The organism is Flavobacterium humi (genome assembly GCF_004745595.1).
Taxonomy (GTDB): domain Bacteria; phylum Bacteroidota; class Bacteroidia; order Flavobacteriales; family Flavobacteriaceae; genus Flavobacterium; species Flavobacterium humi.
Window position 1 is genome coordinate 306,884 of record NZ_SRLH01000005.1, and the last position, 23,173, is coordinate 330,056.

Annotated in this window: 24 protein-coding genes; 3 read left to right on the forward strand and 21 right to left on the reverse strand. The window is 42.2% G+C overall.

The window, feature by feature from the left end:
- Window positions 1-188 precede the first annotated feature (188 nt).
- The 3 genes from E4635_RS11085 to E4635_RS11095 form a co-directional block, all read right to left on the reverse strand.
- Window positions 189-2,330 (reverse strand): S46 family peptidase, encoded by a 2,142-nt coding sequence (locus tag E4635_RS11085; protein ID WP_135526755.1) that lies wholly within the window; start codon window positions 2,328-2,330, stop codon window positions 189-191.
- Window positions 2,331-2,481: 151 nt separating this feature from the next.
- Window positions 2,482-2,925 carry a GNAT family N-acetyltransferase gene (locus E4635_RS11090; protein WP_135526756.1) on the reverse strand — a complete coding sequence of 148 codons (444 nt, stop codon included), beginning with the start codon at window positions 2,923-2,925 and terminating at the stop codon, window positions 2,482-2,484.
- Window positions 2,912-4,153 carry a 3-deoxy-D-manno-octulosonic acid transferase gene (locus tag E4635_RS11095; RefSeq protein WP_135526757.1) on the reverse strand — a complete coding sequence of 414 codons (1,242 nt, stop codon included), beginning with the start codon at window positions 4,151-4,153 and terminating at the stop codon, window positions 2,912-2,914. Before E4635_RS11095 ends, E4635_RS11090 begins: the two co-directional genes overlap by 14 nt.
- A 98-nt stretch (window positions 4,154-4,251) precedes the next feature.
- On the opposite strand from E4635_RS11095, the gene E4635_RS11100 reads away from it, so the two are divergent.
- Both E4635_RS11100 and galE read left to right on the forward strand, forming a co-directional pair.
- A complete protein-coding gene (locus E4635_RS11100) occupies window positions 4,252-5,382 on the forward strand; it encodes a DegT/DnrJ/EryC1/StrS family aminotransferase (protein ID WP_135526758.1) in 1,131 nt (376 codons plus the stop codon).
- 168 nt (window positions 5,383-5,550) lie between these two features.
- The gene (galE, locus tag E4635_RS11105; protein WP_135526833.1) at window positions 5,551-6,564 is read left to right on the forward strand and encodes a UDP-glucose 4-epimerase GalE; all 1,014 of its coding nucleotides are present in this window, start codon (window positions 5,551-5,553) and stop codon (window positions 6,562-6,564) included.
- Between the two features lie 115 nt (window positions 6,565-6,679).
- On the opposite strand, the gene E4635_RS11110 is transcribed toward galE, so the two are convergent.
- The 11 genes from E4635_RS11110 to E4635_RS11160 form a co-directional block, all read right to left on the reverse strand.
- Window positions 6,680-6,931, reverse strand: coding sequence for a hypothetical protein (locus E4635_RS11110; RefSeq protein ID WP_135526759.1), 252 nt, complete (start codon window positions 6,929-6,931; stop codon window positions 6,680-6,682).
- A gap of 177 nt (window positions 6,932-7,108) precedes the next feature.
- Complete coding sequence (locus E4635_RS11115; RefSeq protein ID WP_135526760.1) at window positions 7,109-7,492, reverse strand: DUF3037 domain-containing protein; 384 nt, start codon at window positions 7,490-7,492, stop codon at window positions 7,109-7,111.
- Window positions 7,470-8,261, reverse strand: coding sequence for a HipA family kinase (locus E4635_RS11120; RefSeq protein ID WP_135526761.1), 792 nt, complete (start codon window positions 8,259-8,261; stop codon window positions 7,470-7,472). Before E4635_RS11120 ends, E4635_RS11115 begins: the two co-directional genes overlap by 23 nt.
- A 92-nt stretch (window positions 8,262-8,353) precedes the next feature.
- Window positions 8,354-9,226 (reverse strand): ACP S-malonyltransferase, encoded by an 873-nt coding sequence (gene fabD, locus E4635_RS11125; RefSeq protein WP_135526762.1) that lies wholly within the window; start codon window positions 9,224-9,226, stop codon window positions 8,354-8,356.
- A gap of 148 nt (window positions 9,227-9,374) precedes the next feature.
- Window positions 9,375-9,908 carry a YceI family protein gene (locus E4635_RS11130; protein ID WP_135526763.1) on the reverse strand — a complete coding sequence of 178 codons (534 nt, stop codon included), beginning with the start codon at window positions 9,906-9,908 and terminating at the stop codon, window positions 9,375-9,377.
- A 102-nt stretch (window positions 9,909-10,010) separates the two neighbouring features.
- Complete coding sequence (locus E4635_RS11135) at window positions 10,011-10,727, reverse strand: pirin family protein (RefSeq protein WP_135526834.1); 717 nt, start codon at window positions 10,725-10,727, stop codon at window positions 10,011-10,013.
- A 234-nt stretch (window positions 10,728-10,961) separates the two neighbouring features.
- Window positions 10,962-11,540 carry a Crp/Fnr family transcriptional regulator gene (locus E4635_RS11140; protein WP_135526764.1) on the reverse strand — a complete coding sequence of 193 codons (579 nt, stop codon included), beginning with the start codon at window positions 11,538-11,540 and terminating at the stop codon, window positions 10,962-10,964.
- Window positions 11,541-11,542: 2 nt separating this feature from the next.
- A complete protein-coding gene (locus tag E4635_RS11145) occupies window positions 11,543-11,869 on the reverse strand; it encodes a DUF6370 family protein (RefSeq protein WP_135526765.1) in 327 nt (108 codons plus the stop codon).
- A gap of 4 nt (window positions 11,870-11,873) precedes the next feature.
- A complete protein-coding gene (purT, locus tag E4635_RS11150) occupies window positions 11,874-13,037 on the reverse strand; it encodes a formate-dependent phosphoribosylglycinamide formyltransferase (protein WP_135526766.1) in 1,164 nt (387 codons plus the stop codon).
- Between the two features lie 202 nt (window positions 13,038-13,239).
- Window positions 13,240-14,424, reverse strand: a complete 1,185-nt coding sequence (locus tag E4635_RS11155; protein ID WP_169630252.1) for a pyridoxal phosphate-dependent aminotransferase — start codon at window positions 14,422-14,424, stop codon at window positions 13,240-13,242.
- A gap of 24 nt (window positions 14,425-14,448) precedes the next feature.
- On the reverse strand, window positions 14,449-15,546 hold the full coding sequence (locus tag E4635_RS11160; protein WP_135526768.1) for a fatty acid desaturase family protein: 1,098 nt from the start codon (window positions 15,544-15,546) through the stop codon (window positions 14,449-14,451).
- Window positions 15,547-15,651: 105 nt separating this feature from the next.
- Between E4635_RS11160 and rsmG the strand changes: the two genes are divergently transcribed.
- Window positions 15,652-16,281, forward strand: coding sequence for a 16S rRNA (guanine(527)-N(7))-methyltransferase RsmG (gene rsmG, locus E4635_RS11165; RefSeq protein ID WP_135526769.1), 630 nt, complete (start codon window positions 15,652-15,654; stop codon window positions 16,279-16,281).
- A gap of 60 nt (window positions 16,282-16,341) precedes the next feature.
- Here the strand turns inward: rsmG and pruA are convergent, their stop codons facing one another.
- The 7 genes from pruA to E4635_RS11200 form a co-directional block, all read right to left on the reverse strand.
- Entirely contained in the window at window positions 16,342-17,967 is a 1,626-nt protein-coding gene (pruA, locus tag E4635_RS11170; RefSeq protein WP_135526770.1) for an L-glutamate gamma-semialdehyde dehydrogenase, read from the reverse strand.
- 146 nt (window positions 17,968-18,113) lie between these two features.
- A complete protein-coding gene (gene apaG, locus E4635_RS11175) occupies window positions 18,114-18,500 on the reverse strand; it encodes a Co2+/Mg2+ efflux protein ApaG (RefSeq protein WP_135526771.1) in 387 nt (128 codons plus the stop codon).
- Window positions 18,501-18,569: 69 nt separating this feature from the next.
- Window positions 18,570-19,820, reverse strand: a complete 1,251-nt coding sequence (locus tag E4635_RS11180; protein WP_135526772.1) for a type IX secretion system plug protein — start codon at window positions 19,818-19,820, stop codon at window positions 18,570-18,572.
- A gap of 148 nt (window positions 19,821-19,968) precedes the next feature.
- Complete coding sequence (locus E4635_RS11185) at window positions 19,969-20,787, reverse strand: peptidoglycan-binding protein (RefSeq protein ID WP_135526773.1); 819 nt, start codon at window positions 20,785-20,787, stop codon at window positions 19,969-19,971.
- 219 nt (window positions 20,788-21,006) lie between these two features.
- Window positions 21,007-21,771 carry a class I SAM-dependent methyltransferase gene (locus tag E4635_RS11190; protein ID WP_135526774.1) on the reverse strand — a complete coding sequence of 255 codons (765 nt, stop codon included), beginning with the start codon at window positions 21,769-21,771 and terminating at the stop codon, window positions 21,007-21,009.
- Window positions 21,771-22,589 (reverse strand): type I methionyl aminopeptidase, encoded by an 819-nt coding sequence (map, locus tag E4635_RS11195; RefSeq protein WP_135526775.1) that lies wholly within the window; start codon window positions 22,587-22,589, stop codon window positions 21,771-21,773. The genes E4635_RS11190 and map overlap by 1 nt, the downstream gene beginning before the upstream one ends.
- A 41-nt stretch (window positions 22,590-22,630) precedes the next feature.
- A complete protein-coding gene (locus E4635_RS11200) occupies window positions 22,631-23,170 on the reverse strand; it encodes a thioredoxin family protein (RefSeq protein ID WP_135526776.1) in 540 nt (179 codons plus the stop codon).
- Window positions 23,171-23,173 lie beyond the last annotated feature (3 nt).

Genomic DNA, 23,173 nt, shown 5'->3' on the forward strand with positions numbered 1-23,173 from the left:
AAAGGTTAATTATTAATTCGAGGCAAAGATATAAATTTTTTAATATGTAAAAATTTTTTTTACTTTTTTTTTCAAAAAAATATTCTTTGACAACATCCTATTCAATTACAATTTCTGTGCCAAAAATACATTTCTTTTTTAAATAAAATAAAATATCCCGTATTTGTAAATCATTGAAATTTAATGGTTTATTTTTTCTTAGGGTGAACGAGCTTCATTTCGTTGACCAAATGCTTCGCTCCTGCGAATTTATCGATCACAAATAAAACATAACGCATATCTACCATAACGTTTCTGCAGATGGCCGGATCGTAATGGATGTCACTCATGGTGCCTTCCCAAACACGGTCGAAATTCAATCCGATCAAATTTCCCTGGGCATCGATGGCAGGGCTTCCGGAATTTCCTCCGGTGGTGTGGTTGGTCCCGATAAAACAAATAGGCAACTTCCCATTTTCGGCGTATGGGCCATAATCTTTAGCGTCGTACAATTCGATCAGTTTTTTAGGAATGTCAAATTCATAATCCCCGGGAATGTATTTTTCCATCATCCCTTCCAGGTACGTTACCGGCTTGTAATAGGTTGCGTCTTTTGGTTCGTATCCGTTTACTTTTCCGTAAGTAACACGCAATGTGCTGTTTGCGTCCGGGAAAATACGGGTGTTAGGATACAGTTCCAGCTGGGCATTCATGTAAGTCCTTTGCAGCGCGGCAATTTTCAGGTTGATCTCGTCATATTTAGGAGCAACATTCTTCGTATAATTATCCGCTAAAGATTTTACAAAAAGATATCCTTTGTCTTTATTTAATTTCTTCAGGACAGATTTGGCATCTCCTTTTAAAAGCTCTTTAAATTTCGCATAATCGACCAATTTTGACTGGCTGTATAAAGTAGAGGTCAGTTTTTTGTAATCGGCGTTGATTAATGTAGAAGGCAAAAATTGTTTCGGGGCTTTATTTCCGTAAAGGGCAATGAGCTGCTCGAAAACCTTTTCATCTACTTTTGCGTTAAATTCCCTGTAGAAATCTTCCTGCGCCTTGATCAGGTTTTCTTTCCTGTCGTTAAACGATTGCTCGCCTTTGGTATTGTAAACCTGTTCCAGTTGGTATAATTTATAGCCTAAACTTAATAATTCGGTGTTTTTGGCAACAACTTCCAGGAAATAATCGCGGCTTACGGCGTAAGGCGTAATTTCTGTGTAATATTTTTCGAATTCAGGCAACAGGTTCCCGTATTCGTTTTGCTTTCCGGAAGCCGTAACTTTTTGCTGGAAATCTTTTTCGAAATTTTGTTTCAGGGCAATAGCATTCGATTTTTTCAGGCCCTGGCTTTCCCCGATCCATTTTTTCCAGTAATTGGCAACGCTGGCATATTTTGAGGCATATTGAATCTTAATGGCATTGTCTTTTCGCATAAAACCATCCTGCACTTTCAGGGCGGCATCACGGATTTCAATTTTTGCAGGATTTAATTCCTTCACGATTTGCGCAACAGCAAAAGAAGGAAGGTACTCCTGGGTTTTTCCCGGATAACCGAAAACCATCGTAAAATCATCTTCCTTGATGCCATCTAGCGACACTGGAAGGAAGTGTTTTGGCGTGTAAGGAACGTTATCTTTAGAATATTCCGCTGGGCGGTTGTTTTTGTCGGCATAAATACGGAACATCGAAAAATCCCCGGTGTGGCGCGGCCATACCCAGTTGTCGGTGTCAGACCCGAATTTTCCTATGGAACTCGGCGGTGCCCCTACCAAACGGACGTCTTTAAAGGTTTCGGTAACGAATAATATGTATTGGTTTCCTTCGAAAAAAGTCCGGACTTTATTTTCCTGCCAGGATTCTTTCGGGAAACTGGCGGTAACTTTGGCGATGTTTTCCTGGATTTTCTTTTGTTTTTCCGCTTCGGAAGTAATAGAAGCCACTCCGTCTAAAACCTGTGCTGTTACATCATTGATGCTGACCATAAAAGTGACTACGAGGTCTTTGTTAGGCAATTCGTCTTCCATTTTCATGGCCCAGAAACCATTGGCAAGGTAATCGTGCTCTACGGTCGAATGGTTTTGGATGGCATCAAACCCGCAGTGGTGATTGGTCAGGAGCAGTCCTTTTGGTGAAATGATTTCAGAAGTACAGCCTCCGTTAAAATGCGGAACGGCATCTTTTAAACTGGAATGATTAACGGAATAAATATCTTCCACAGACATTTTCATGCCCAGGTTTTTCATTTCAGTTTCGTTCATTCCTTTTAGTAGCGAAGGAATCCACATTCCGCCTTGTTGGGCAAATGTCGGTAAAACGAATAAAACAATAAGTAGCTTTACTAATTTCATATAACTTGGTTTTATTTTTCCGTGCGCAATGTACAATTTTTAAGCTGTTCGGGGATTTTTTTTAAGCTTTGATTAAGAAATTCCACAAAAACAATTAGGAAGAACGCAACTCGGAATATTTTAAAAAGGAAAAACTAAGAATCGGATTTTATCAAACCAAATACTTCATGAGTTTTCGGGAATGCATCATAAAACCGTTCTTAAGGTATAATTTTTGTGCGTTTTCATTATGGTTTTCAACTTCCAGATAGATGATTTTCAATCCTGATGTGCGGGCTTCTTCCTGAATGAACGCGATCGCTTTTTTTCCGATGCCTTTCCCGCGGGCTTTTTCTGAAAGGTATAATTCGTCCAGGAAAGCAATCCGGCCTTTGTATTCAAAACTAAAAACAAAAGTCAGGATGATATAACCGGCAATTTCATCATCGGCATAAATAAGCCAGGCTTTCCCGGCATTTTCATCTTCCAGGAAATTTTCGAACAATTGCTTCGAAACGGTTGTATCTATGGGATAATTGTCGATGGCATAGAAATCCTGCATCATGGTGACGATGGTTTCTATCTGGTTTTTCCCTAAAGGCTTAAAGACTGTCATTTTTAATATGCTTGAGGATGATGTCCGTCCCGCCTTTGTTCATTTGTACAAAAGTGCTGCAGATATGCCCTTTTTCAAATCGTTCGTCCTTGTTTTGGATAAGGGAATCGAAAGCGTCTTTCAGTTCGTTTTCGTTCGTAACCGGCTGGCAGCCTTCCAGATGGACCAAAGCAGTCGCTTCCGCAAAATGGGAATAGTTGGGCCCGATGACAATAGGCACACCAAATGTGGCCGGTTCCAGGATATTATGGACGCCGGGATTTCCAAAACCGCCGCCTACATAGGCAATATCGGCATAACTATATATTTTAGTCAAAAGCCCGATGGTGTCAATAATCAAAACATCGCATTCGGAAATAGTTTGGTTGTCTTTTTCAGAAAATAAGACGGTTTTCTTCGAAATGGAATCCTTCAGCCGCAGGATTTGTTCCGTTTTGATATTGTGCGGGGCGATGATGAATTTTACATTTTGGGCAGATTGGTTGATGTAATGTGCCAGGAGCTCTTCGTCTTTTGGCCAGGAACTTCCCACGACAATTGTAGTGGTACCGTTTTTGAAATCTTCGATAAAATCTAAAGTGTTGTCCCGCTCTAAAATGGAAGCAACCCTATCAAAACGAGTGTCCCCTGCTATTTTTACATTATGGAAACCAATGCCCTGCAGGAGTTGTTTCGAACTTTCATTCTGTACAAAAAAGCAATTGAAAGTTTGCAGTGCATTCCTGTAAAAGCCGCCATACCATTTGAAAAACGATTGCTTTTCCCGGAATATCCCCGAAATGAGGTAGGTCTTTGTTTTTTGTTTCTTAAGCTCGTTCAGGTAGTTGGGCCAATATTCGTATTTGATGAAAAAAACCATCTCCGGATGGACCAGGTGCAGGAATTTCTGGGCATTGTATTTGGTATCCAAAGGCAAATAAACAGTGGCATCTGCTATGGTATTGTTTTTTCTCACTTCATAGCCGGAAGGGGAAAAAAAAGTAATTACGATTTTATGCGATGGGAATTGCTCTTTTATTTTTTCAATCACCGGAAGGCCCTGTTCGTATTCGCCCAGAGACGCCGCATGGAACCAGATAGTCTTGTCCCCAGGGCTGATTTTGCCCTGTAAATTGGAGAATACCGTTTTTCTTCCTTCTACAAATAATTTGATTTTGGGGCTGAAAAAGGCAATTATCCTCAATAAAAATTCGGCGATATGTACAACTAAATTGTAAAGAAGAAACATACATCAAAATTTGAATGGCTAAAATACAGTTTCTATGTTTATTTTCGTTGGCAAGCAGTCATTAAATTCTTATTTTTGTGAATTCAAATAATCATACGATGAAAAAAATCCAAATGGTTGACCTGAAAAGTCAATACGAAAAAATAAAAGATACCGTAAATGCTTCTATCCAGGAAGTTTTAGATACCAATGCTTATATTAACGGCCCACAAGTCCATGCTTTTCAAAAATCGCTTGAAGACTATTTAGGGGCAAAACACGTTATCCCTTGTGCAAATGGGACTGATGCGCTGCAGATTGCCATGATGGGGCTCGGCCTGAAACCGGGAGACGAAGTAATCACCGCCGATTTTACCTTTGCGGCAACGGTTGAAGTTATCGCTTTATTGCAATTAACGCCGGTCCTTGTAGATGTTGATATGGATTCTATGAACATTTCCATTGAAGCCCTGAAAAAAGCCATTACCCCTAAAACCAAAGCAATTGTCCCGGTACATTTATTCGGCCTTGCGGCAAATATGGATGCCATTATGGAAATTGCAAAAGAGCATAATTTATATGTTATTGAAGATAATGCGCAGGCCATCGGAGCGAATTATACCTCAAAAGACGGTTCGAAAAAGAAAGTAGGAACGATTGGCCACGTGGCTGCAACTTCGTTTTTCCCTTCCAAGAATCTGGGCTGTTATGGAGACGGCGGAGCCATTTTTACCAATGACGATGCTTTGGCCCATACGCTTCGCGGCATTGTAAACCACGGAATGTATGTGCGTTACCATCATGATGTTGTAGGAGTGAATTCCCGTTTGGACAGTATCCAGGCTGGGGTTTTGAATGCAAAACTGCCGCATCTGGACCAGTACAATAAAGCCCGTCGCGAGGCTGCGGCCAAATACAACGCCGCTTTTGCCAACCATAAGAATATTGTGGTCCCGTCGTTCGATTCAAACGGGGATGACCATGTTTTCCATCAGTACACGCTAAGGATCATCAACGCGGACCGTAACGGTTTGCTTGACTATCTGCAAAGCAAGCAAATCCCATGTGCCATTTATTATCCGATTCCGTTGCATTCGCAAAAAGCGTATTTGGATGCCCGGTATAAAGAAGAGGATTTCCCGGTAACCAACCAATTGGTACAAGAAGTTATCTCACTTCCGATGCATACCGAACTAGAAGATGAACAGATCAAATTTATCACAGATTCCGTTTTGGAATTTTTACAATAATACCATGGAGCCGAAACCTAAAAATACATATGTTGTCCAGATAGTCATCTTCCTTGTGGTTTTCGCCATTGCTTTTTTGGGGACGAGATATTTTTTGAACGGAAAGGTGAAATAAGCCCGGAAGTGGTTTTGTTGCCATCTGGAAGATAAGCGCCAAGTTAATTTATGATGAAAATACTAGTAACCGGAGGTCTTGGTTTTATAGGATCCCACACTGTTGTAGAATTACAGAATGAAGGTTTTGAAGTACTTGTTGCGGATAACCTTTCCAATTCATCCATCGATGTTTTGGAAGGAATCGGGCGGATTACCGGTACAAAACCCGCATTTGAAAATATTGATCTAAGAGATAAAAAGGCGGTTCAGGAGTTTTTCAGCAAGCATCCCGATATCTCCGGGGTAATCCATTTTGCGGCGAGCAAAGCCGTTGGCGAAAGTGTGGAAAACCCGCTGTTGTATTATGAAAATAACATTGCAGCGTTGATTTATATCCTTCAGGAACTCCAGCAAAAAGACCAGGCCAGTTTTATTTTCAGTTCTTCGTGTACTGTTTACGGTCAGGCCGAAAAAATGCCGATTACCGAAAATGCCCCGGTTCAACAATCGTTGTCCCCTTATGGGAATACCAAACAAATTGGAGAGGAAATTATTTCAGATGTTGCCAAAGTAAGCCATATCAAAGCGGTTTTATTGCGTTATTTTAACCCGATTGGAGCCCATCCTTCGTCAGAAATAGGAGAGCTGCCTCTTGGTGTACCGCAAAACCTGGTGCCGTTCATTACACAAACCGGCATGGGGCTGCGCAGCGAATTGTCTGTTTATGGAAATGATTACCCTACACCTGACGGAACCTGCATACGGGATTATATCCATGTGGTGGATCTGGCCAAGGCGCATGTGGCAGCACTGCAAAGATTGCTGGAAAAGAAAAACCTGGAGGCTGTCGAAACATTTAATCTCGGGACCGGGACCGGAAGTTCTGTCCTGGAGGTTATTGCCGCTTTTGAAAAAGTAAGCTGTCAAAAATTACCGTATAAAATTGTAGGCAGGAGAGAAGGAGATATTGTTTCCGCGTATGCCAATACAGACAAAGCTAATACTGTTTTAGGCTGGAAAGCCAAATATACTTTGGAGGAAGCCCTGGACAGTGCCTGGAAATGGGAAAAGAAAATCAGGAATTGATTTCCATAAAAGAATAAAAAAACAACTCCCAAGCCAGCAATGGTTTGGGAGTTTTTATATCGAGGTATTTTAGGATAAAATAAAAAAGCCGGCCGAAAAAGCCGGCTTTAAAAATTTACTTTTTAACAGCTTCTTTAATCTCTTTTGCGCCTTCTTCTACTTTTGCAGCGCCAGCTTCTACAGCGTCTTCTACTTTTGCAGCAGTTGAATCAGCAGCTTTGTCTACAGCAGCAGCAGTCGAATCAACTGCATCAGTCATTTCAGTACCAACTGCATCAGCAGCAGCATCTACTTTGTCTTCTGTTTTTTCTTTGCAAGAAATTGTCAATGCGCCAACGAAGGCTAAAGCTAAAAGTGTTTTTTTCATTTTTTTAAATTTTTTAGAATTAATAATTTTTTAAAAAGTTTACAATCCTAAAGATAGAAAAAATATAATATAAAGTTAATTTCTTACATTATTTTTTTCATTTCCAATCATTTATAGCGTAAAAACCACACGGTCATTTTAATATGAAGTTCACAAAAGGCTATGTTTCGGGAGAATTTACAAGACCAATTCGGCGTATAATTTTTCGAATGTCTGATCCAAATCAGTACTGAAACCCGGATGCGGCCTTGAAGTCTGTATGCTGGAACTTCTTACGGCGGTAAGCCACCTGAAGCGTTCAGCCGTTTCAAATGCGGCAATTGGGCCAGAATTCGGCTCTCCGGCACTAATCCTGGTAAATGACATCAAATTGGTTTCCAGCTGGTCAATATCGAATTCCGGGCACAACAGCCTTATTTTTGCGGCAGGGACCTGAAATGCCATCCGCAAATATTTTTGCCGCTTGCAAAAAAGCAACAGGCCAACATTGATGAACTCTTCGCGTTCTACTCTGGGTACTACACGAATTACCGCATATTCATATAAGTGTTTTTCGGGCATCTTGAATTTGTTTAAAAAAGACATCAGCATTCGCTAACCTAATCGATAAAAACTGGAAATAAACTTCCCTGATTTCTTCGGGAGTAATGGTTCCATTTTCCCACTGGAGCCAGTCTTCGGGAATCAAACCGACAAGGTTTCTTAACAGGCCGTCGTTTAATTTTTGTGTGAATTCGGCATGGACTTCCTCTAACCGGTCAGCTTTTGGCAGCAGTACATGGTCTTTGATCATGGCAAAAGGTGTTACTGCATTGGCTTCCCAATTGTCCCAGGAATGATGGAAATAGAAAGCGGCCCCATGGTCTATCAGCCAAAGTTCTTTGTGCCAGATCAATAAATTAGTATTGCGGAATGTCCGGTCTACATTGGTTATGAAAGCATCGAGCCAAACGATTTTTGAAGCAAGGAGCCCTTCGCAGTCATTGGCTGAAGCATCATACGTAATTGCACCCGACAAATAATGCAGCCCAAGGTTCAATCCCTGGCTGAACTGCAGCAAATCCTGGATTTCTTCGTCTGCTTCTGTTCGCCCGAAAGCTTCATCAAGTGTTGCGAAAACCAGTTCGGGAACCGGAAGCCCAAGGAACCGGGCGATTTCACCACCTAATAATTCGGCAATGAGGGCTTTTACACCATGACCTGCCCCGCGGAATTTCAAAACGTATTTGAAATCATCGTCGGCATCGGCCAAAGCAGGCAAGGAACCTCCTTCACGCAAGGGAGTGATGTAACGTATTACATTTACAGTCCGTAAGCCGGGTATATCCATATATAGTAAATTCTGTTAAGGCAAATATACCATTAAAATAAAAAACCCCGGTGTTTGATGCCGGAGTTTCCTGTTCTTGTTTTTTATAGCAATTAAGCTGAAATGGTTTCTACTTCTTTGTTGATTTTTCCAACCAATCCAACCAGTACTTTGCCCGGGCCTACTTCAGTGAAGCTTGTGGCGCCATCAGCAATCATTTGCTGTACTGATTGTGTCCATTTGACCGGAGCCGTTAATTGGATGATCAGGTTTTTCTTGATTTCAGCAGGATCCGTTACAGCACTTGCCGTTACGTTTTGATATACCGGGCAGATAGGAGTGGAGAAATTTGTTGCTTCGATGGCTGCGGCCAATTCTTCCCTGGCAGGTTCCATCATCGGGGAATGGAAAGCGCCGCCGACCGGTAAGATCAATGCGCGTTTCGCTCCGGCTTCCTTCATTTTTTCACAGGCAGCTTCAACCGCTTTGTATTCTCCTGAGATAACCAATTGCCCCGGGCAGTTATAATTGGCGGCAACAACAATTCCGTCAATGGAAGCGCAAATGTCTTCTACAACCTTGTCTTCTAAATTTAAAACAGCAGCCATTGTTGAAGGTGTAATTTCGCAGGCTTTCTGCATTGCGGCCGCTCGTTGTGATACCAGCTTCAACCCATCTTCAAAGGATAAGACACCGTTTGCGACCAAGGCTGAAAACTCGCCCAAAGAATGACCGGCCACCATTTCCGGCTTGAAACCTTCCAGTGTTTTTGCCAAAATCACAGAATGCAAAAATACGGCAGGTTGCGTTACTTTAGTTTCTTTCAGTTCTTCTGCCGTGCCTTCAAACATAATGTCGGTAATGCGGAAACCTAATATTTCGTTCGCTTTTTCAAAAAGGTCTTTGGCTACAGCCGAATTTTCATATAGTTCTTTACCCATACCGGTAAATTGGGCGCCTTGCCCCGGAAATACGTATGCTTTCATGTTTTTTATTTAAAGTTGAAAAAATATAAAGGCCGAAAACGGATTCCCAACCCAGAAGCAAAAATACTCTTTTTTTCATAAACAAACCCCTGTACTTTTATAACAAAGCACAGGGGTTGCAATAAACAAAAACCAATTATTATGAGAATTATGATTGTTTTAAAAGCTGTAATTCGACGTTGAGGTTAACTTCTTCCCCTACAAGTACACCGCCGGTTTCCAAGGCAGAATTCCAGTTTAGGCCCCAGTCCTTACGGTTGATTTTCCCGGAAATAGTCAATCCTACTTTCGTGTTTCCCCACGGGTCTTTCATCAATCCGCTGTATGCTGCAGGAAGTTTTACAAATTGAGTGACACCTTTCAGGCTTAAATCTCCGGCCAATTCGTATTGATCCCCGTTTATTTTCGTAAAGGAAGACGCTTTGAAGGTCATTTTCGGATAGTTTTCAGCATCAAAAAAGTCAGCACTTTTCAAATGGTTGTCGCGGTCGGAATTGTGAGTGTCGATAGAATTTATATCCGCTGAAAATTCGATTGAAGCCTTCGTAAAATCGTCATTGTCCGTTACGATTGCCGCGTCATAATTTTCAAATTTCCCGGATACGTTGGTAAACATCATGTGTTTTACTTTAAAACCTATCTCCGAATGTGTTGGGTCAATTGCCCATTTAGTTGTTGCCATAATTTTATTTTTAAATTTTATTTTATTTTGATGAAGCAAAGTTACATCTGTATTGATATTCAGTAACTTAATCTAGATTAAGAAATGATTCTAGTTGCATTGTCAGAATGCCATCGGCACTTCCATCAATAGGAATTCCGCTTGCGAATTTGCCTGGATCGAAACCGTATCGGTATTCCAGATCCCGAAACCGTCCCTGCTATTCAATTCCTGGTTGTTAACGGTAATGGTTCCTTTCAGTACAAAAACATACAATCCGTTTCCTTGTTTTTTGAATTGGTAATCTGTTGTTGTGCCTTTGTCGAAAGTCCCTAAATGAAACCAAGCGTCCTGCTCGATCCAAACGCCGGCATCTTGAGGGTTTGGGGACAAAACCTGTTGGAGTTTGTTATGCCTTTCTTTTGGGTCCAGCGTTATCTGGTCGTATCTTGGCTCAGTATCCCTTTTGTTTGGGATAATCCAGATCTGAAGGAACTTTACGGGCTCATCCGTATTTTTATTGTATTCGCTGTGGCGGATGCCTGTACCGGCGCTCAGGATTTGGATATCGCCGTTGCGGATTACGGTTTTGTTGCCCATGCTGTCCTGATGCTCCAGGTCGCCTTCCAGCGGAATGCTGATAATTTCCATATTTTCATGAGGATGCGTGCCGAAGCCCATTCCTGCAGAAACCGTATCGTCATTCAACACACGAAGCGCTCCAAAGTGCATCCGTTCCGGGTTGTGGTAATTGGCAAAGCTAAATGTATGAAAGCTTTGTAGCCAGCCGTGATCTGCATGTCCACGGGTATCGGCTTTATGTAAAATGGTTTTTTCCATAATGTTTGTATTTGTGTTCTGGACAGGATTTGACCCGATGTTTTTCACCATGGTGGAAGCGGCATTGCCGGTTAAAGCTGTTCCGGTCATTATACCGCTGCTGCCAAGAATCATTTTACGGATAAAATCTTTTCGGTCCATAACGTTGTTTTTAATAGTACAAAGTTACTACAGGCCTATAGCAGGAACACTTAACCTAGGTTAAGAAATACAGGGAAGATAAGAAGTGGAAATTTAATGCCTTTTAAGAAGGCGGGCTTTCATTTTACTGAAGAATTCGGGAGTAACCCCTATATAGGAAGCGATTTGTTTTTGCGGAAGGCTGTGGATAAGGCCCGCATATTTTTTGCTAAACTTGTCATACCGGGCTTCTGCCGTGAAGCTCATGTTGTCTATGAGCCGCTGTTGGTTGGCCACCAATGAATTTTCGATAAGGATCCGAAAGAAACGCTCCATTTTCGGGACTTCCGCGTAGAGCAGTTCCTGGTTTTCTTTTGAAAGCAACAGCACTTCGGCTTCTTCGTTGACTTCAATAAAAGAATGCCCGGGGCGTTGGGTCAGATAGCTGTACATATCGGCAATCCACCAGCCGGGACAGGCAAAACTTACCACATGTTCCATGCCGTTTTCGTCTATGGTGTAATTGCGGAGGATGCCTTTGGTCACAAAAAAAGAATGGGTACAGGTTTCCCCTTCCTTCAATACAATCGTTTTGGCGTTATATTGCCGGCTTTCGGTTAATGACAAAACACGTTCCTGCTCTTCGGTTGAGAGCGAAACGTGTTTGGCGATGCTTTCGAGAAGTAAATTCACGCTTATGGCTTGGCTTTTTTCTTTTCGTCTACCAAATGGAAGGAAGAAACCACAAAACGGTCATTGACTATTTTTCCGGAAACTTCGGCTTTTCGGATGGCATTGCAAAAACCATCCTGGGCATGGGCATCTCCGTGTTGGTCTAATGAAGTCCCGTCTACAAAATAAGGTTTGCCGTCTATTCGGACCGCAAGGCTACAGCCATCGGCTTTCATACCAAATTGGCATTGCCCGCAGGAAGCTTCTACGATTTGTGTTTTTTCTTTTTTCTCTTGTGCATGGATGGCAAAAGAGGTGAATACTAAAAATAGGATTGCTGCTTTTTTCATGATATTAAGAATTTACAGTAACTAAGATAGCTGTTTTTTTGACACGCTCTACAATTTCTTCTATCGGGGTTTCTAATGAATCGTTGGCCAAAACCACTCCCATCCTTCGGTAAGGCCTTGCGGTCGGCTTTCCGAAAATCCTGAAATCGGTTTTAGGTAATCCTGCGATTTTTTCTATGCCTGAATAGGTTGGTGTGCTTGAGTTTTCAGAAGCGAGGATAACGGCGCTGGCTCCCGCTTTTTCGGCTGTAATTTCGGCAATAGGCAAACTTAAAATGGCACGCAAGTGCAGCTCAAATTCATTGAAATTCTGTGTCCCGGCCAAAGTGACCATTCCCGTATCGTGCGGGCGAGGGGAAAGTTCCGAAAAATAAACGCCTTCATCGGTCAGGAAAAATTCCACGCCGAACAAACCGGCTCCGCCCAAAGCCTCGGTTACTTTTTGTGCCATTTGCTGTGCTTCAAGGATGTCTTTTTCCGAAACACGGGCCGGCTGCCAGCTTTCCTGGTAATCCCCACGCTCCTGGCGATGGCCTATTGGCGCACAAAAAAGCGTTGGGTTGTTGTTTTGTGTGACGGTCAATAGGGTTATTTCCGAATTAAAATTCACAAAGGCTTCCACGATAACTTCCACGACATCGCCACGGGAACCTTCCACGGCATAACTCCAGGCTTTTTCTATGTCCGCTTCCGTTTTGATGGTAGACTGCCCTTTTCCGGAGGAACTCATCAAAGGTTTTACCACACACGGAATGCCTACTTCCTGAACGGCTTTCTGCAGTTCTTCGGCTGAGGTGGCATAACGATAATTGGCGGTTTTCAATCCCAGGTCTTTGGCTGCCAAATCCCGGATGGCTTTTCGGTTCATGGTAAAGTTGGCCGCTTTCGCAGAAGGGACAACGGTGATGCCTTGTTTTTCGTAATCGTAGAAACGCTCGGTCCGGATGGCTTCGATTTCAGGGACAATAAAATCCGGCTGGTGTTTGGCAATGATGCGGTCCAGTTCGCTGCCGTCAAGCATGTTGATGACTTCAAAATGGTGTGCGACCTGCATGGCCGGAGCATTTTCATAACTGTCTACGGCAATGACAACCTGGCCAATGCGTTGTGCGGCGATGACAAATTCTTTTCCTAATTCTCCGGAACCGAGTAATAGTATTTTTGACATTTTTAGTATATGTTGTTTTGGTTTGTTGTTGGTGTTTGCGTGAGGGGTTGAAGTGGAAATCCTTTTTCTTTTTTCTTTAAAAAGGAAAAGATTGCAACAAAAAACCCGACCCTTGCGGTCACGCCCACCCGATCCTGAAAAGGCCGGACGGCGAAACAAATGTAATAAAAAACCCCAAGTTTCCTTGAGGTCTTATTTGTTTTTAAGCTAAAGCTTCCTTGATTCTTTTTAAGGCTTCCGTTAAGATTTCTTCGCTGGTGGCATATGAAAAACGGATGCAGTTTGGGTTCCCGAAAGCATCTCCTGTTACCGTCGCTACATTGGCTTCGGCCAAAAGGTACATGGAGAAATCATCTGCGTTTTTGATTTCGGTGCCTCTTAGTGTTTTTCCGAAGAAAGAGGAAACATCCGGGAAAACGTAAAATGCACCTTCTGGAACGTTTAGTTTCAACCCCGGGATTTCTTTGATCAGGCCGACTACCAAATCCCTGCGGCTATGGAAGGCTTTCACCATGTCATGTAAAACGCTTGGATCTGCGTCAACAGCGGCAATGGTAGCCCGTTGTGCAATACTGTTCGCACCACTAGTTACCTGGCCCTGCATTTTGGTACAGGCTTTGGCAATGGTTTCATTTGCTCCGATATAACCGATTCTCCAACCGGTCATGGCAAAGGCTTTGGCCACTCCGTTTACGGTAATGGTCCTGTCGAACATGCCCGGAATAGAGGCGATGCTGCAAAATGTCCCGGAAAAATTGATGTGCTCGTAAATTTCGTCTGAAACGACAAAGATATTAGGGTGTTTTTCCAGTACTTTGGCTAAAGCTGTCAATTCTTCACGATTGAAAACGGATCCGCTTGGGTTGCAAGGAGAACTGTACCAGATCATTTTTGTTTTAGGTGTGATGGCAGCTTCTAACTGTTCCGGTGTGATTTTGAAATCTGTTTCTACGGATGTAGGGACTTCTACAGGTATTCCGCCGGCAATTTTAATGATTTCATAGTAGCTTACCCAATACGGCGCCGGAAGGATGACTTCGTCGCCAGGGTTGATCATCACCTGGGCGATGTTGTATAAGGATTGTTTTGCTCCTGTGGAAACCACGATGTTTGCCGGAGTATAGTCCAGGTTGTTGTCTCTTTTGAATTTGCGGCAGATGGCTTCTTTTAAATCCGCGTAGCCTTCCACCGGAGTGTAAGTGCTGTAATTCTCATCAATAGCGCGCTTGGCTGCTTCTTTGATAAAATCGGGAGTATTGAAGTCCGGCTCTCCCAAACTTAAACTGATAATGTCGATGCCTTGGGCTTTTAATTCTCTAGCTTTAGCGGCCATTGCCAAAGTTTGAGACGTAGATAGATTGTTAATTCGATCTGAAAGAAAATTCATAATGGGTATGTTGTTGTAGTTGTTTTATGCTAATGACATTGGTTCTTGCCCTAATGTTTTCAAGTGGCGGAAATGCGCTATAACTGCGCCCCGCATGGTTTTGTATTCGTAATAAGGCAAGTTGCATTCCTTTGCCGTCTGTTTTACGATCTCGGCGATCTTACCATAATGGACATGGCTGATATTTGGGAAGATATGATGCTCGATCTGATGGTTCAATCCTCCTGTATACCAGTTGACGATCCAGTTTTTAGGGGCAAAATTAGTAGTGGTGAACAATTGATGGATGGCCCAGGTGTTCTCGATCTCGCCTTCTTCATTCGGAAGGGGATTGGAAGTGTCCTCAATAATGTGTGCCAATTGAAATACAACGCTTAAAATCAAACCGGCTGTGTAGTGCATGATGAAAAAACCGATCAGGACTTTCCACCAGGTAATGCCTAAAATCATCGGGATCACTAACCAAATGGAAAAATAAATCACTTTTGTGATGACCAAAGTACTCCATAATTTTACAGGGCTCGGGAATTCACCGTAGGATAATTTCCTTTTGATGTAGCTTTTCATTTGTTTGAAATCGGTAGTGATGGCCCAGTTGAAGGTCAACAAACCGTATAGGAAAACAGAATAGTAATGCTGGAATTTATGGAAACGGTACCATTTGGCCTCATTGGTAAAACGGATGATCCTTCCGGCTTCCAGGTCTTCATCATGTCCTGGGATATTGGTGTACGTATGGTGTAAAACATTGTGCTGGACCTGCCAGTTGTATACATTTCCGGCCAGGATGTAAATGCTTCCTCCCATGATCTTATTGAGCCATGGTTTCCCGGAATACGATCCGTGGTTACCGTCATGCATCACATTCATGCCCACTCCGGCCATGCCAATCCCAATAACGATTGTAGAAAGCAGGTGAACCCCAAAAGGCATGTCTATGGTCAGGATCAGGAAATATGGAGTCAAAAAGATCGCAAACATGATTACTGTTTTGAGGTGTAATTTCCAGTTTCCGGTTTTTTGAATGTTATTGTCTTTAAAATAGGCATTTACACGAGAATTTAAAGTCCTGAAAAACTTCATGGAATCATTACGTGAAAATGTTGGAACCGATGTATTCATAAATTTAGCTATAAACGTCAAAGGTAATTATTAAAAAAAACTATCCAATAAAGATTAACAGATTTTGTTTCTTAAATTACTTACTTTTGCCTAAAATTATACCCGATGGATGAAATACTAAAGTATTTTCCTAATTTGACAGAAGCACAAATTGCACAATTTGAAAAATTGGAAGCATTATATCAGGATTGGAATGCCAAGATCAACGTCATTTCCAGGAAGGATATTGACGAATTGTATGTGAAACACGTTTTGCATTCTTTGGCTATTGCCAAAGTACAGCCTTTCGAACCAGGGACTTATGTTTTGGATGTTGGCACCGGCGGAGGTTTTCCCGGGATTCCGTTAGCGATACTTTTCCCCGAAACCCGTTTTTACCTGATTGATGTGATTGCCAAAAAAATAAAAGTCGTCCAGGCTGTAGCCGATGCTTTGGAACTCAAAAACGTAAAGGCCGAGCAAATGCGCGCCGAAAACGTCAAAGGGGATTTTGATTTTATTGTGAGCAGGGCCGTGACCAATATGCCGGATTTTGTTTCCTGGATCAAGGATAAAATCAAGAAACAGCAAAAACATGCTCTTCCAAACGGCATCCTTTACCTAAAAGGTGGCGACCTGGCGGAAGAACTGAAAGATTTCCCCAAAGTTTCGGAGTACAATATTTCAACATTCTTTGCCCCTGATTTCTTCGAAACCAAAAAAGTAGTGCACTTGCCTTTAAAACACAAGGCATAATAAATCAAAAAAAGCCCGTCTGTTTAACAGACGGGCTTTTTTAATGGATCGTTTTGAGGATTACCCTAAAAACGGATATCTGTAATCTTCCGGTGTTACGAAAGTTTCCTTGATTGTTCTTGGAGAAACCCAACGCAATAGGTTTTGTGCCGAACCAGCTTTGTCATTTGTCCCTGAAGCCCTTGCTCCTCCAAATGGCTGCATTCCTACCACAGCTCCGGTTGGTTTGTCATTGATATAGAAATTACCGGCAGCATTTTGCAACGCTACTGTAGCTTCTTCGATGGCATAACGGTCCTGGCTGAAGATGGCTCCGGTTAAAGCGTATTCAGAAGTGGTATCTACCAATTTCAATGTTTCGTTCCATTGGGCATCCTGGTAAACGTAAATGGTCATTACCGGACCAAAAAGTTCGGTTTCCATTGTCGTGTATTTCGGATTGGTAGTAACGATAACAGTCGGTTCGATGAAATATCCTTTTGATTTGTCATAATTTCCACCTACGATGATTTCGGCATCTGCATCTTTTTTGGCCTGGTCGATATAACTAGCTAATTTGTCGAAAGAACCTTCGTGGATTACGGCAGTAACAAAGTTTCCGAAATCTTCAGGCGAACCTTGTTTCATCGATTTAACATCGGTAATCAATTGTTCTTTTACGGCTGGCCATAAGCTCTGTGGGATATAAGCCCTGGATGCTGCAGAACATTTTTGCCCCTGGAATTCAAAAGCACCACGGGTAATTCCTGTTACCACTTGCTTTACGTTAGCGCTAGGGTGTGCTATGATAAAATCTTTTCCACCTGTTTCCCCTACAATTCTTGGGTAGGTTTTATAATGGTGGATGTTTGTTCCTATTTTTGCCCAGATATCTTTGAATACATGTGTGGAACCGGTAAAATGGATCCCGGCAAAATCCCGGCTTGCCAAAACAGTATCGGTAATCATCAGCGCATCTCCGAAAACCACATTGATTACACCATCAGGAACACCTGCTTCTTTAAATACATCGATAATGATTTTAGCAGAAAAAACCTGGCTGTCGCTTGGTTTCCAAACCACTACATTCCCCATTAAAGCGGCACTTGCAGGAAGGTTGGCAGCAATGGCGGTAAAGTTGAAAGGAGTGATGGCGTATACGAAACCTTCCAGCGGACGGTATTCAACTCTATTCCAAACATCGGAATTGGACGCCGGTTGGTCTTTGTAGATTTGCGTCATGAATTCTACGTTGAAACGCAAGAAATCTATCAGCTCACAAGCCGCATCGATTTCTGCCTGGTGGATGGTTTTGGATTGCGCAATCATGGTTGCGGCATTTATTTTTGCTCTGTACGGGCCGGCAATCAGTTCGGCTGCTTTCAAGAAAATGGCGGCACGCTGTTCCCAAGCCATATTGGCCCATTTTGCCCTGCTTTCCAAGGCATTGGCGATCGCTTTTTCTATATGTGCTTTTTCTGCCAAATGATACGTTCCTACAATATGCTGGTGGTCGTGCGGAGCAGACATGTTTCGGGTATTCCCGGTTTTTATTTCTTCACTTCCGATATATAATGGAACATCGATTTTGCTATTCCACATTGCTTTATAAGCGGCTTGGACTGCTGCTCTTTCGGGAGAATTAGGTGCGTATGCTTTTACGGGTTCGTTTACCGCTTTGGGTATATTAAAAAATCCTTTTAACATGGTATTGAGATTGTTAAGTTGTTAGATTAATGCAATTTTATGAACGGATACAAAAGTACAAAGGAAATCTTGAATTTTAAGTATCAAATAGCACAAAACTATCTTAAAAAGAAACGGGTACCGGAACGTTTTTAACCGATGGAAAATTAGTTCAAAGCGAAAGGAGCACTGAGGCGGAAAGCCGGAACGATAACTTTAAAAGCCCTTGTTGAGGTAAAATTAATCATATTGAAATGGCCTTGCATTGTCCCGAAAGGAGAGCAGAGCAGGCAGCCGGAACTGTAGGTGTGGGTTTCGCCGGGCTTCAGTACCGGTTTTTTGCCTATTACCCCTTCACCGTCAACTACTTCAATGTCGTTTAGCGCATCAAAGATTTCCCAGTGGCGGGCTAAAAGCTGTACGGAATCCTTACTGTGGTTTTCAATGGAAATGTGGTAACTGAAAGCAAAATGCATCTTATGGTTTTTGAAGTAAGTACCTTCAAAAGTAGTCAAGACCGAGATTTTTATTCCCCTTGTGATTTGCGTTACCATAATGCTGAATTCTACTTCTACAAATTTAGAAATTTTATGAAAACAAATACTTTATATTAACATTAATTTTTAATTGGTGATGTTTTCCGAATTTGCTTCGCCTTTGCCGATGACCCTGTCGTACCGTTCTCCATTGGCACGATAATAGACTATGGCAGTATACTGATTTTCAGTTTGGTAAAAATTACCATCCACGGCCTCATTGTCAGCAACGGCATTGTTTGTGCCCACGATGGTGTAATTGTAATTCGTGAATCCCTGTTTGATCAGGATGGCTTTTTCAAAGATGCCTTTATCGGTATTATAGTCCATTTTATTCTCCGGCCCCAAAACATAATTGTTGAACATCCCGGTTACATACACAGATTTTGCGGCTTGGGTTTCTGCTGAAAAAAGCGAGAAATACACCCAGGTATAATCGGCTTCGACCTCATTGTTCTGGGCCGTCAGGTTACGGGTCTGGAAATTTCCGTTGATATCCGGGAAATATGTATATCCGTTATTTTTGCGGGCCATGTCGGTATACAAATGTGTGTTGTACAATCCGCTGTTCGAATCCACCCGCGAAATGGTATTGGTCGAGGCCCTGATTTCTTTGTTGTCAAAATACAGGTATTCGTTTCCGGCATAAAACTGGGTTTCCTTGTCATATTTGAATATCAGGTCATTCCCAATGGTGTATTGCGGTTTTACATTGACAATGGCATTGTTCCATTTGCCGTTTTGGAAAAGGATGACCTTTACGTTTTGGGCCGGGTTCTGGAATAAGATGCTTTTGGATTTTATGGTAAATTCCAGGTTTTGCTTGTAACCCATATCAGCGACTTTCCGGGCTCTTTTTATTTGCATCGGCACTTCGCTCAATTCTTCAAACATGATAAATTTTTTGGAGAATACCAATTCCTTATTCCCGTTGAAAATCGAAAGCAGGTAATTCCCGCTTTTGGTAAGGCGTGTAAAATTATTGGGGATCTTGAGCCTGTAATGGGAATAAATCTGGAGTGTGTTGAATGAATTTTCGTAATCCTGGATCCTTTGGTTGTCAATGCCATCCAGGTATTCGCCTTTGGCTAATTCAGACGGCGTCCAATTGTAATTAAAATGAGTGATGGTATAATAGTAATCTTCCTCGTTCCCATATAAATCATCAAAACTAAACTGGAATTGCTCTCCCAACCTAAAAACCGGAATGGTGTTATTGGCATTTTGGGTAAATGTTATGGTCTTAATGTTAAAAGGTGCTGCTGTTTCGATATCCTGGCCAAAACCCGGGCAGGAAACTATAATCGCCGAAAAAAAGAGAATAAGCCTTTGTAGCATAGCTGTAAAAAAATTGAATTGTAAATGTATTCATTTCGAATAGAATATGAATCATTTTTTAATACAATCCTTCACTTGCCGGCCAGCTTCAGGGAAATTTTTGTTCCAAAAAGAAGAAACCTGAACTTTCTGGAGCTTTTTTAAAGGTTTATACCAAAGGCCCAACGGAGAAAAAATCAATTTTTGAGGTCCTGAAATTCCGTATTTTGCCCGCTACGGCATTCCCGTTGCTGGAACCCGAACTGTTTGTATTCCCTTCTATGGTTTCGATCGTGTCTTCATGCACGTTAATGACAATCCCGGTGTGTTTCCAGTCTAAAGAAGATTTCTGAAGTAAAAAAATATCACCGGTTTTAATCAGCGAAGGGTTATTCCTGGCTGTCTGGTAACGGGTGAGCAAGTTTTTTTCAATCCCTTTTATCCCGATGGTGTCGCAGCTGTAGGTGAGTGGCATCAGGGTTTTAAAGTTTTTGCCCTGAAGGGAAGCAGCCTGGTCGATAATGGTTTGTACGAATCCCATACACCAAAGCCAATCGGTTCCTTCTTTTCCGTCCATATAACTCCGCACCCACGGGCCTGAATTTCCCTGTTGGCGGATGACCAGTTCGAAAGGATTGTTTTGGAGGTGGTTTTTGGCAGTATTGACAATCAACTCCCTAAGGTTGCCGCCCTGCACCGGATTTTCAAAAGCCTTTTGGATAGGCAAAGCCATAATGCCGAACAGGTTTTGGTCTACAATACCGGTTTGCGGTATGTTTTGTGCCTTTTGGAAGTTTTGGACAGCCTTTTGGGTTGCCGGGCCAAAATCACCATCTATTGCCGTTGCTGTTCCGGAGCCAGGATGCACCAGGGAAAATAAATTCAGTAATGATTGGATTTTCTCTGTTTCCTTTTTGGAGTTGTTCGCCCCGTTTTTCTCATGAGTGTTCTTGATAACTAACTCTTTCTGGTAGGAAGTCTTTTGCATAGCCTTACATTTTAAGTGAATACCAGTATCAGAAAACGGAAATTATATTGAACGAATTTAATTTTCTGATAATTAATGATTTACTGTAAAATTAAAACTATTTGGTTGGCGTAAACAGAGGATTTGTCCCCATTTGAAAAGGGGAAAAACACCGTAATTCCATCAAAGAAAGAAACGATAAACGGTAAGCCTTCCGGCAGATAAAAAAGTGGCTGCGCCTTATTTATAACAAACCGGGATGATCTCTCCTTTTGCAAGGCAATATTTTTCGACTAATTCCGGGGAGATTTTTTGGGTGTAATCTTCTTCGGTTACGGTAAATCCGATACTTCTCAATTTGTCAAAATAATCCCGCCCATACACACGGACATGGTCATATTGCCCGAAGATTTTGGCTCTTTCCTTCGGATCTGTAATCGTATCATCGGAAAAAGTCACCGCACGCGAAAGATCCTGCGGAATCTGGAAAATCCCCATACCGCCGGGTTTTAAAACACGGTATAATTCCTGCATGGCCTTGGTATCGTCCGGGATATGCTCCAAAACATGGTTGCATAAAATCAGGTCATAGGAATTGTCTTCAAATGGCAGGTTGCAGATATCGGCTTTTACATCGGCTAACGGCGAAAAAAGATCTGTAGTGGTATACTCGAGGTTTTCCTGGTTTCGGAATATTTTATAAAAGGCCTGTTCCGGAGCAAAATGCAATACTTTTTTAGGAGCCGAAAAAAAATCGGTTTCATTTTTCAGGTACAGCCAAAGCAATCGGTGCCTTTCCAACGATAAAGTGCTCGGGGAAAGGACATTGTTACGCTGGGTTCCGTAACCGTACGGCAAAAAAGTCCTGAAACTCCTGCCGTCGATTGGGTCTGTAAATGTATTTCCTTTTAGGAGGAAAGCCAAGACAGGCCTTGCTATATAACTCAAACGGATCAATAGCGGCCTTGGAATGGTATTGAGTATGAATTTGAAAATTTTCTTCATTAGATGACAAAAGGGACTTTTCTAAATTCGTCTTCTTCATTGGTAACGATTCCCAGTGCTTTGTTTACGTAAGCAAAAGTAGAAAGCAATTCCGGTTTTCCGTCTACGATGGCAATATCATGCTCGAAATGCGCCGAAGGTTTCCCGTCTGCGGTAAGGATGGTCCAGCCGTCTTTCAGCTGTTTGATGTTTTTGGTCCCCATGTTGATCATCGGTTCCAGGGCAACCACCATTCCTTCGATCAGTAATTTGCCGCGCCCGCGTTTTCCGTAATTCGGCATTTCAGGCTCTTCGTGCATTTTCTGCCCTAAGCCATGGCCTACCAATTCGCGGACAACGCCATACCCATGGTCTTCGCAATATTTCTGGATGGCATTCCCGACATCTTCAACACGGTTGCCCACACGCAATTCGCGGATACCCACGTATAAAGATTCTTTGGTAACCTGAAGGAGTTTCTTGGTTTCGGGAGCGACTTCGCCAATTTCAAAAGTATAGGCATGGTCACCGTAAAAGCCGTTTTTCAAGGCACCGCAATCCACGGAAATAATATCCCCGCTTTCTAATGGTTTGTCAGTCGGGATTCCGTGTACCACTTGGGCGTTCGGGCTCATGCACAAGGAGTTGGGGAAACCGTACATGCCCAAAAAAGCAGGCGTGGCACCATGGTCCCTGATAAAGGTTTCGGCTAATTTGTCTAAATATAAAGTACTTACTCCAGGCTTGATTTCACTTGCAATCATCCCTAAAGTTTTGGAAACGATTAAAGCACTTTCGCGCATTAATTCAATTTCTTCACGTGTTTTTACGATAATCATTTTTTCGAAAATTGGAATGCAAAGGTAGCAATTTTATTTTTTTAATCTTCGTAGGTATGTTTGTAGGGTTGTCCGGACATAATTTTCAGCATGTCATTTTCCAGGCTGGTTACCGGGCTTTCCACAATACGCTGGATTTCTTTTCCGTTTTTATAGAAAATAAACGTCGGGACATTGGTGATATTTTTGTCCTTTTCCAAATGGTCCGGCGTTGTTTTGGTCCTGTCGGTAATGATTAACGTGACATTCTTCTCATCGAAATTCAATTGTTCCAGGATTTTATAAAAAGCAGGCACCTGATGCTGGCTGTCCTCGCACCATGTTCCCATAAAAATAGTAATGGTGATGCCTTCGGTATGTTTTTTCAGGTCTTCTACGGTTTTGGAATTGGGCGCATAACTGTCATGGTTTGGGGCATACCAATCGGAAAAAGGAGATTGTTTTATTTCCTCCTTTACGCTTTTGCCGACTAACATCGGGGTGTTTGTTTTGGGGTCTGTGGTATGGGTTGCCATATTTTGTTGTGCCTCTGCATTGATGATTATGAAAACCAAAGCAAAGAATGTGATTGTTTTTTTCATCGT

Excerpts from the sequence above, each read along its gene's own strand:
- E4635_RS11085 (WP_135526755.1), bottom strand. The coding sequence starts at position 2,330 with ATGAAATTAGTAAAGCTACTTATTGTTTTATTCGTTTTACCGACATTT.
- E4635_RS11090 (WP_135526756.1), bottom strand. The coding sequence starts at position 2,925 with ATGACAGTCTTTAAGCCTTTAGGGAAAAACCAGATAGAAACCATCGTC.
- E4635_RS11095 (WP_135526757.1), bottom strand. The coding sequence starts at position 4,153 with ATGTTTCTTCTTTACAATTTAGTTGTACATATCGCCGAATTTTTATTG.
- E4635_RS11100 (WP_135526758.1), top strand. The coding sequence starts at position 4,252 with ATGAAAAAAATCCAAATGGTTGACCTGAAAAGTCAATACGAAAAAATA.
- galE (WP_135526833.1), top strand. The coding sequence starts at position 5,551 with ATGAAAATACTAGTAACCGGAGGTCTTGGTTTTATAGGATCCCACACT.
- E4635_RS11110 (WP_135526759.1), bottom strand. The coding sequence starts at position 6,931 with ATGAAAAAAACACTTTTAGCTTTAGCCTTCGTTGGCGCATTGACAATT.
- E4635_RS11115 (WP_135526760.1), bottom strand. The coding sequence starts at position 7,492 with ATGCCCGAAAAACACTTATATGAATATGCGGTAATTCGTGTAGTACCC.
- E4635_RS11120 (WP_135526761.1), bottom strand. The coding sequence starts at position 8,261 with ATGGATATACCCGGCTTACGGACTGTAAATGTAATACGTTACATCACT.
- fabD (WP_135526762.1), bottom strand. The coding sequence starts at position 9,226 with ATGAAAGCATACGTATTTCCGGGGCAAGGCGCCCAATTTACCGGTATG.
- E4635_RS11130 (WP_135526763.1), bottom strand. The coding sequence starts at position 9,908 with ATGGCAACAACTAAATGGGCAATTGACCCAACACATTCGGAGATAGGT.
- E4635_RS11135 (WP_135526834.1), bottom strand. The coding sequence starts at position 10,727 with ATGGAAAAAACCATTTTACATAAAGCCGATACCCGTGGACATGCAGAT.
- E4635_RS11145 (WP_135526765.1), bottom strand. The coding sequence starts at position 11,869 with ATGAAAAAAGCAGCAATCCTATTTTTAGTATTCACCTCTTTTGCCATC.
- purT (WP_135526766.1), bottom strand. The coding sequence starts at position 13,037 with ATGTCAAAAATACTATTACTCGGTTCCGGAGAATTAGGAAAAGAATTT.
- E4635_RS11155 (WP_169630252.1), bottom strand. The coding sequence starts at position 14,424 with ATGAATTTTCTTTCAGATCGAATTAACAATCTATCTACGTCTCAAACT.
- E4635_RS11160 (WP_135526768.1), bottom strand. The coding sequence starts at position 15,546 with ATGAATACATCGGTTCCAACATTTTCACGTAATGATTCCATGAAGTTT.
- rsmG (WP_135526769.1), top strand. The coding sequence starts at position 15,652 with ATGGATGAAATACTAAAGTATTTTCCTAATTTGACAGAAGCACAAATT.
- pruA (WP_135526770.1), bottom strand. The coding sequence starts at position 17,967 with ATGTTAAAAGGATTTTTTAATATACCCAAAGCGGTAAACGAACCCGTA.
- apaG (WP_135526771.1), bottom strand. The coding sequence starts at position 18,500 with ATGGTAACGCAAATCACAAGGGGAATAAAAATCTCGGTCTTGACTACT.
- E4635_RS11180 (WP_135526772.1), bottom strand. The coding sequence starts at position 19,820 with ATGCTACAAAGGCTTATTCTCTTTTTTTCGGCGATTATAGTTTCCTGC.
- E4635_RS11185 (WP_135526773.1), bottom strand. The coding sequence starts at position 20,787 with ATGCAAAAGACTTCCTACCAGAAAGAGTTAGTTATCAAGAACACTCAT.
- E4635_RS11190 (WP_135526774.1), bottom strand. The coding sequence starts at position 21,771 with ATGAAGAAAATTTTCAAATTCATACTCAATACCATTCCAAGGCCGCTA.
- map (WP_135526775.1), bottom strand. The coding sequence starts at position 22,589 with ATGATTATCGTAAAAACACGTGAAGAAATTGAATTAATGCGCGAAAGT.
- E4635_RS11200 (WP_135526776.1), bottom strand. The coding sequence starts at position 23,170 with ATGAAAAAAACAATCACATTCTTTGCTTTGGTTTTCATAATCATCAAT.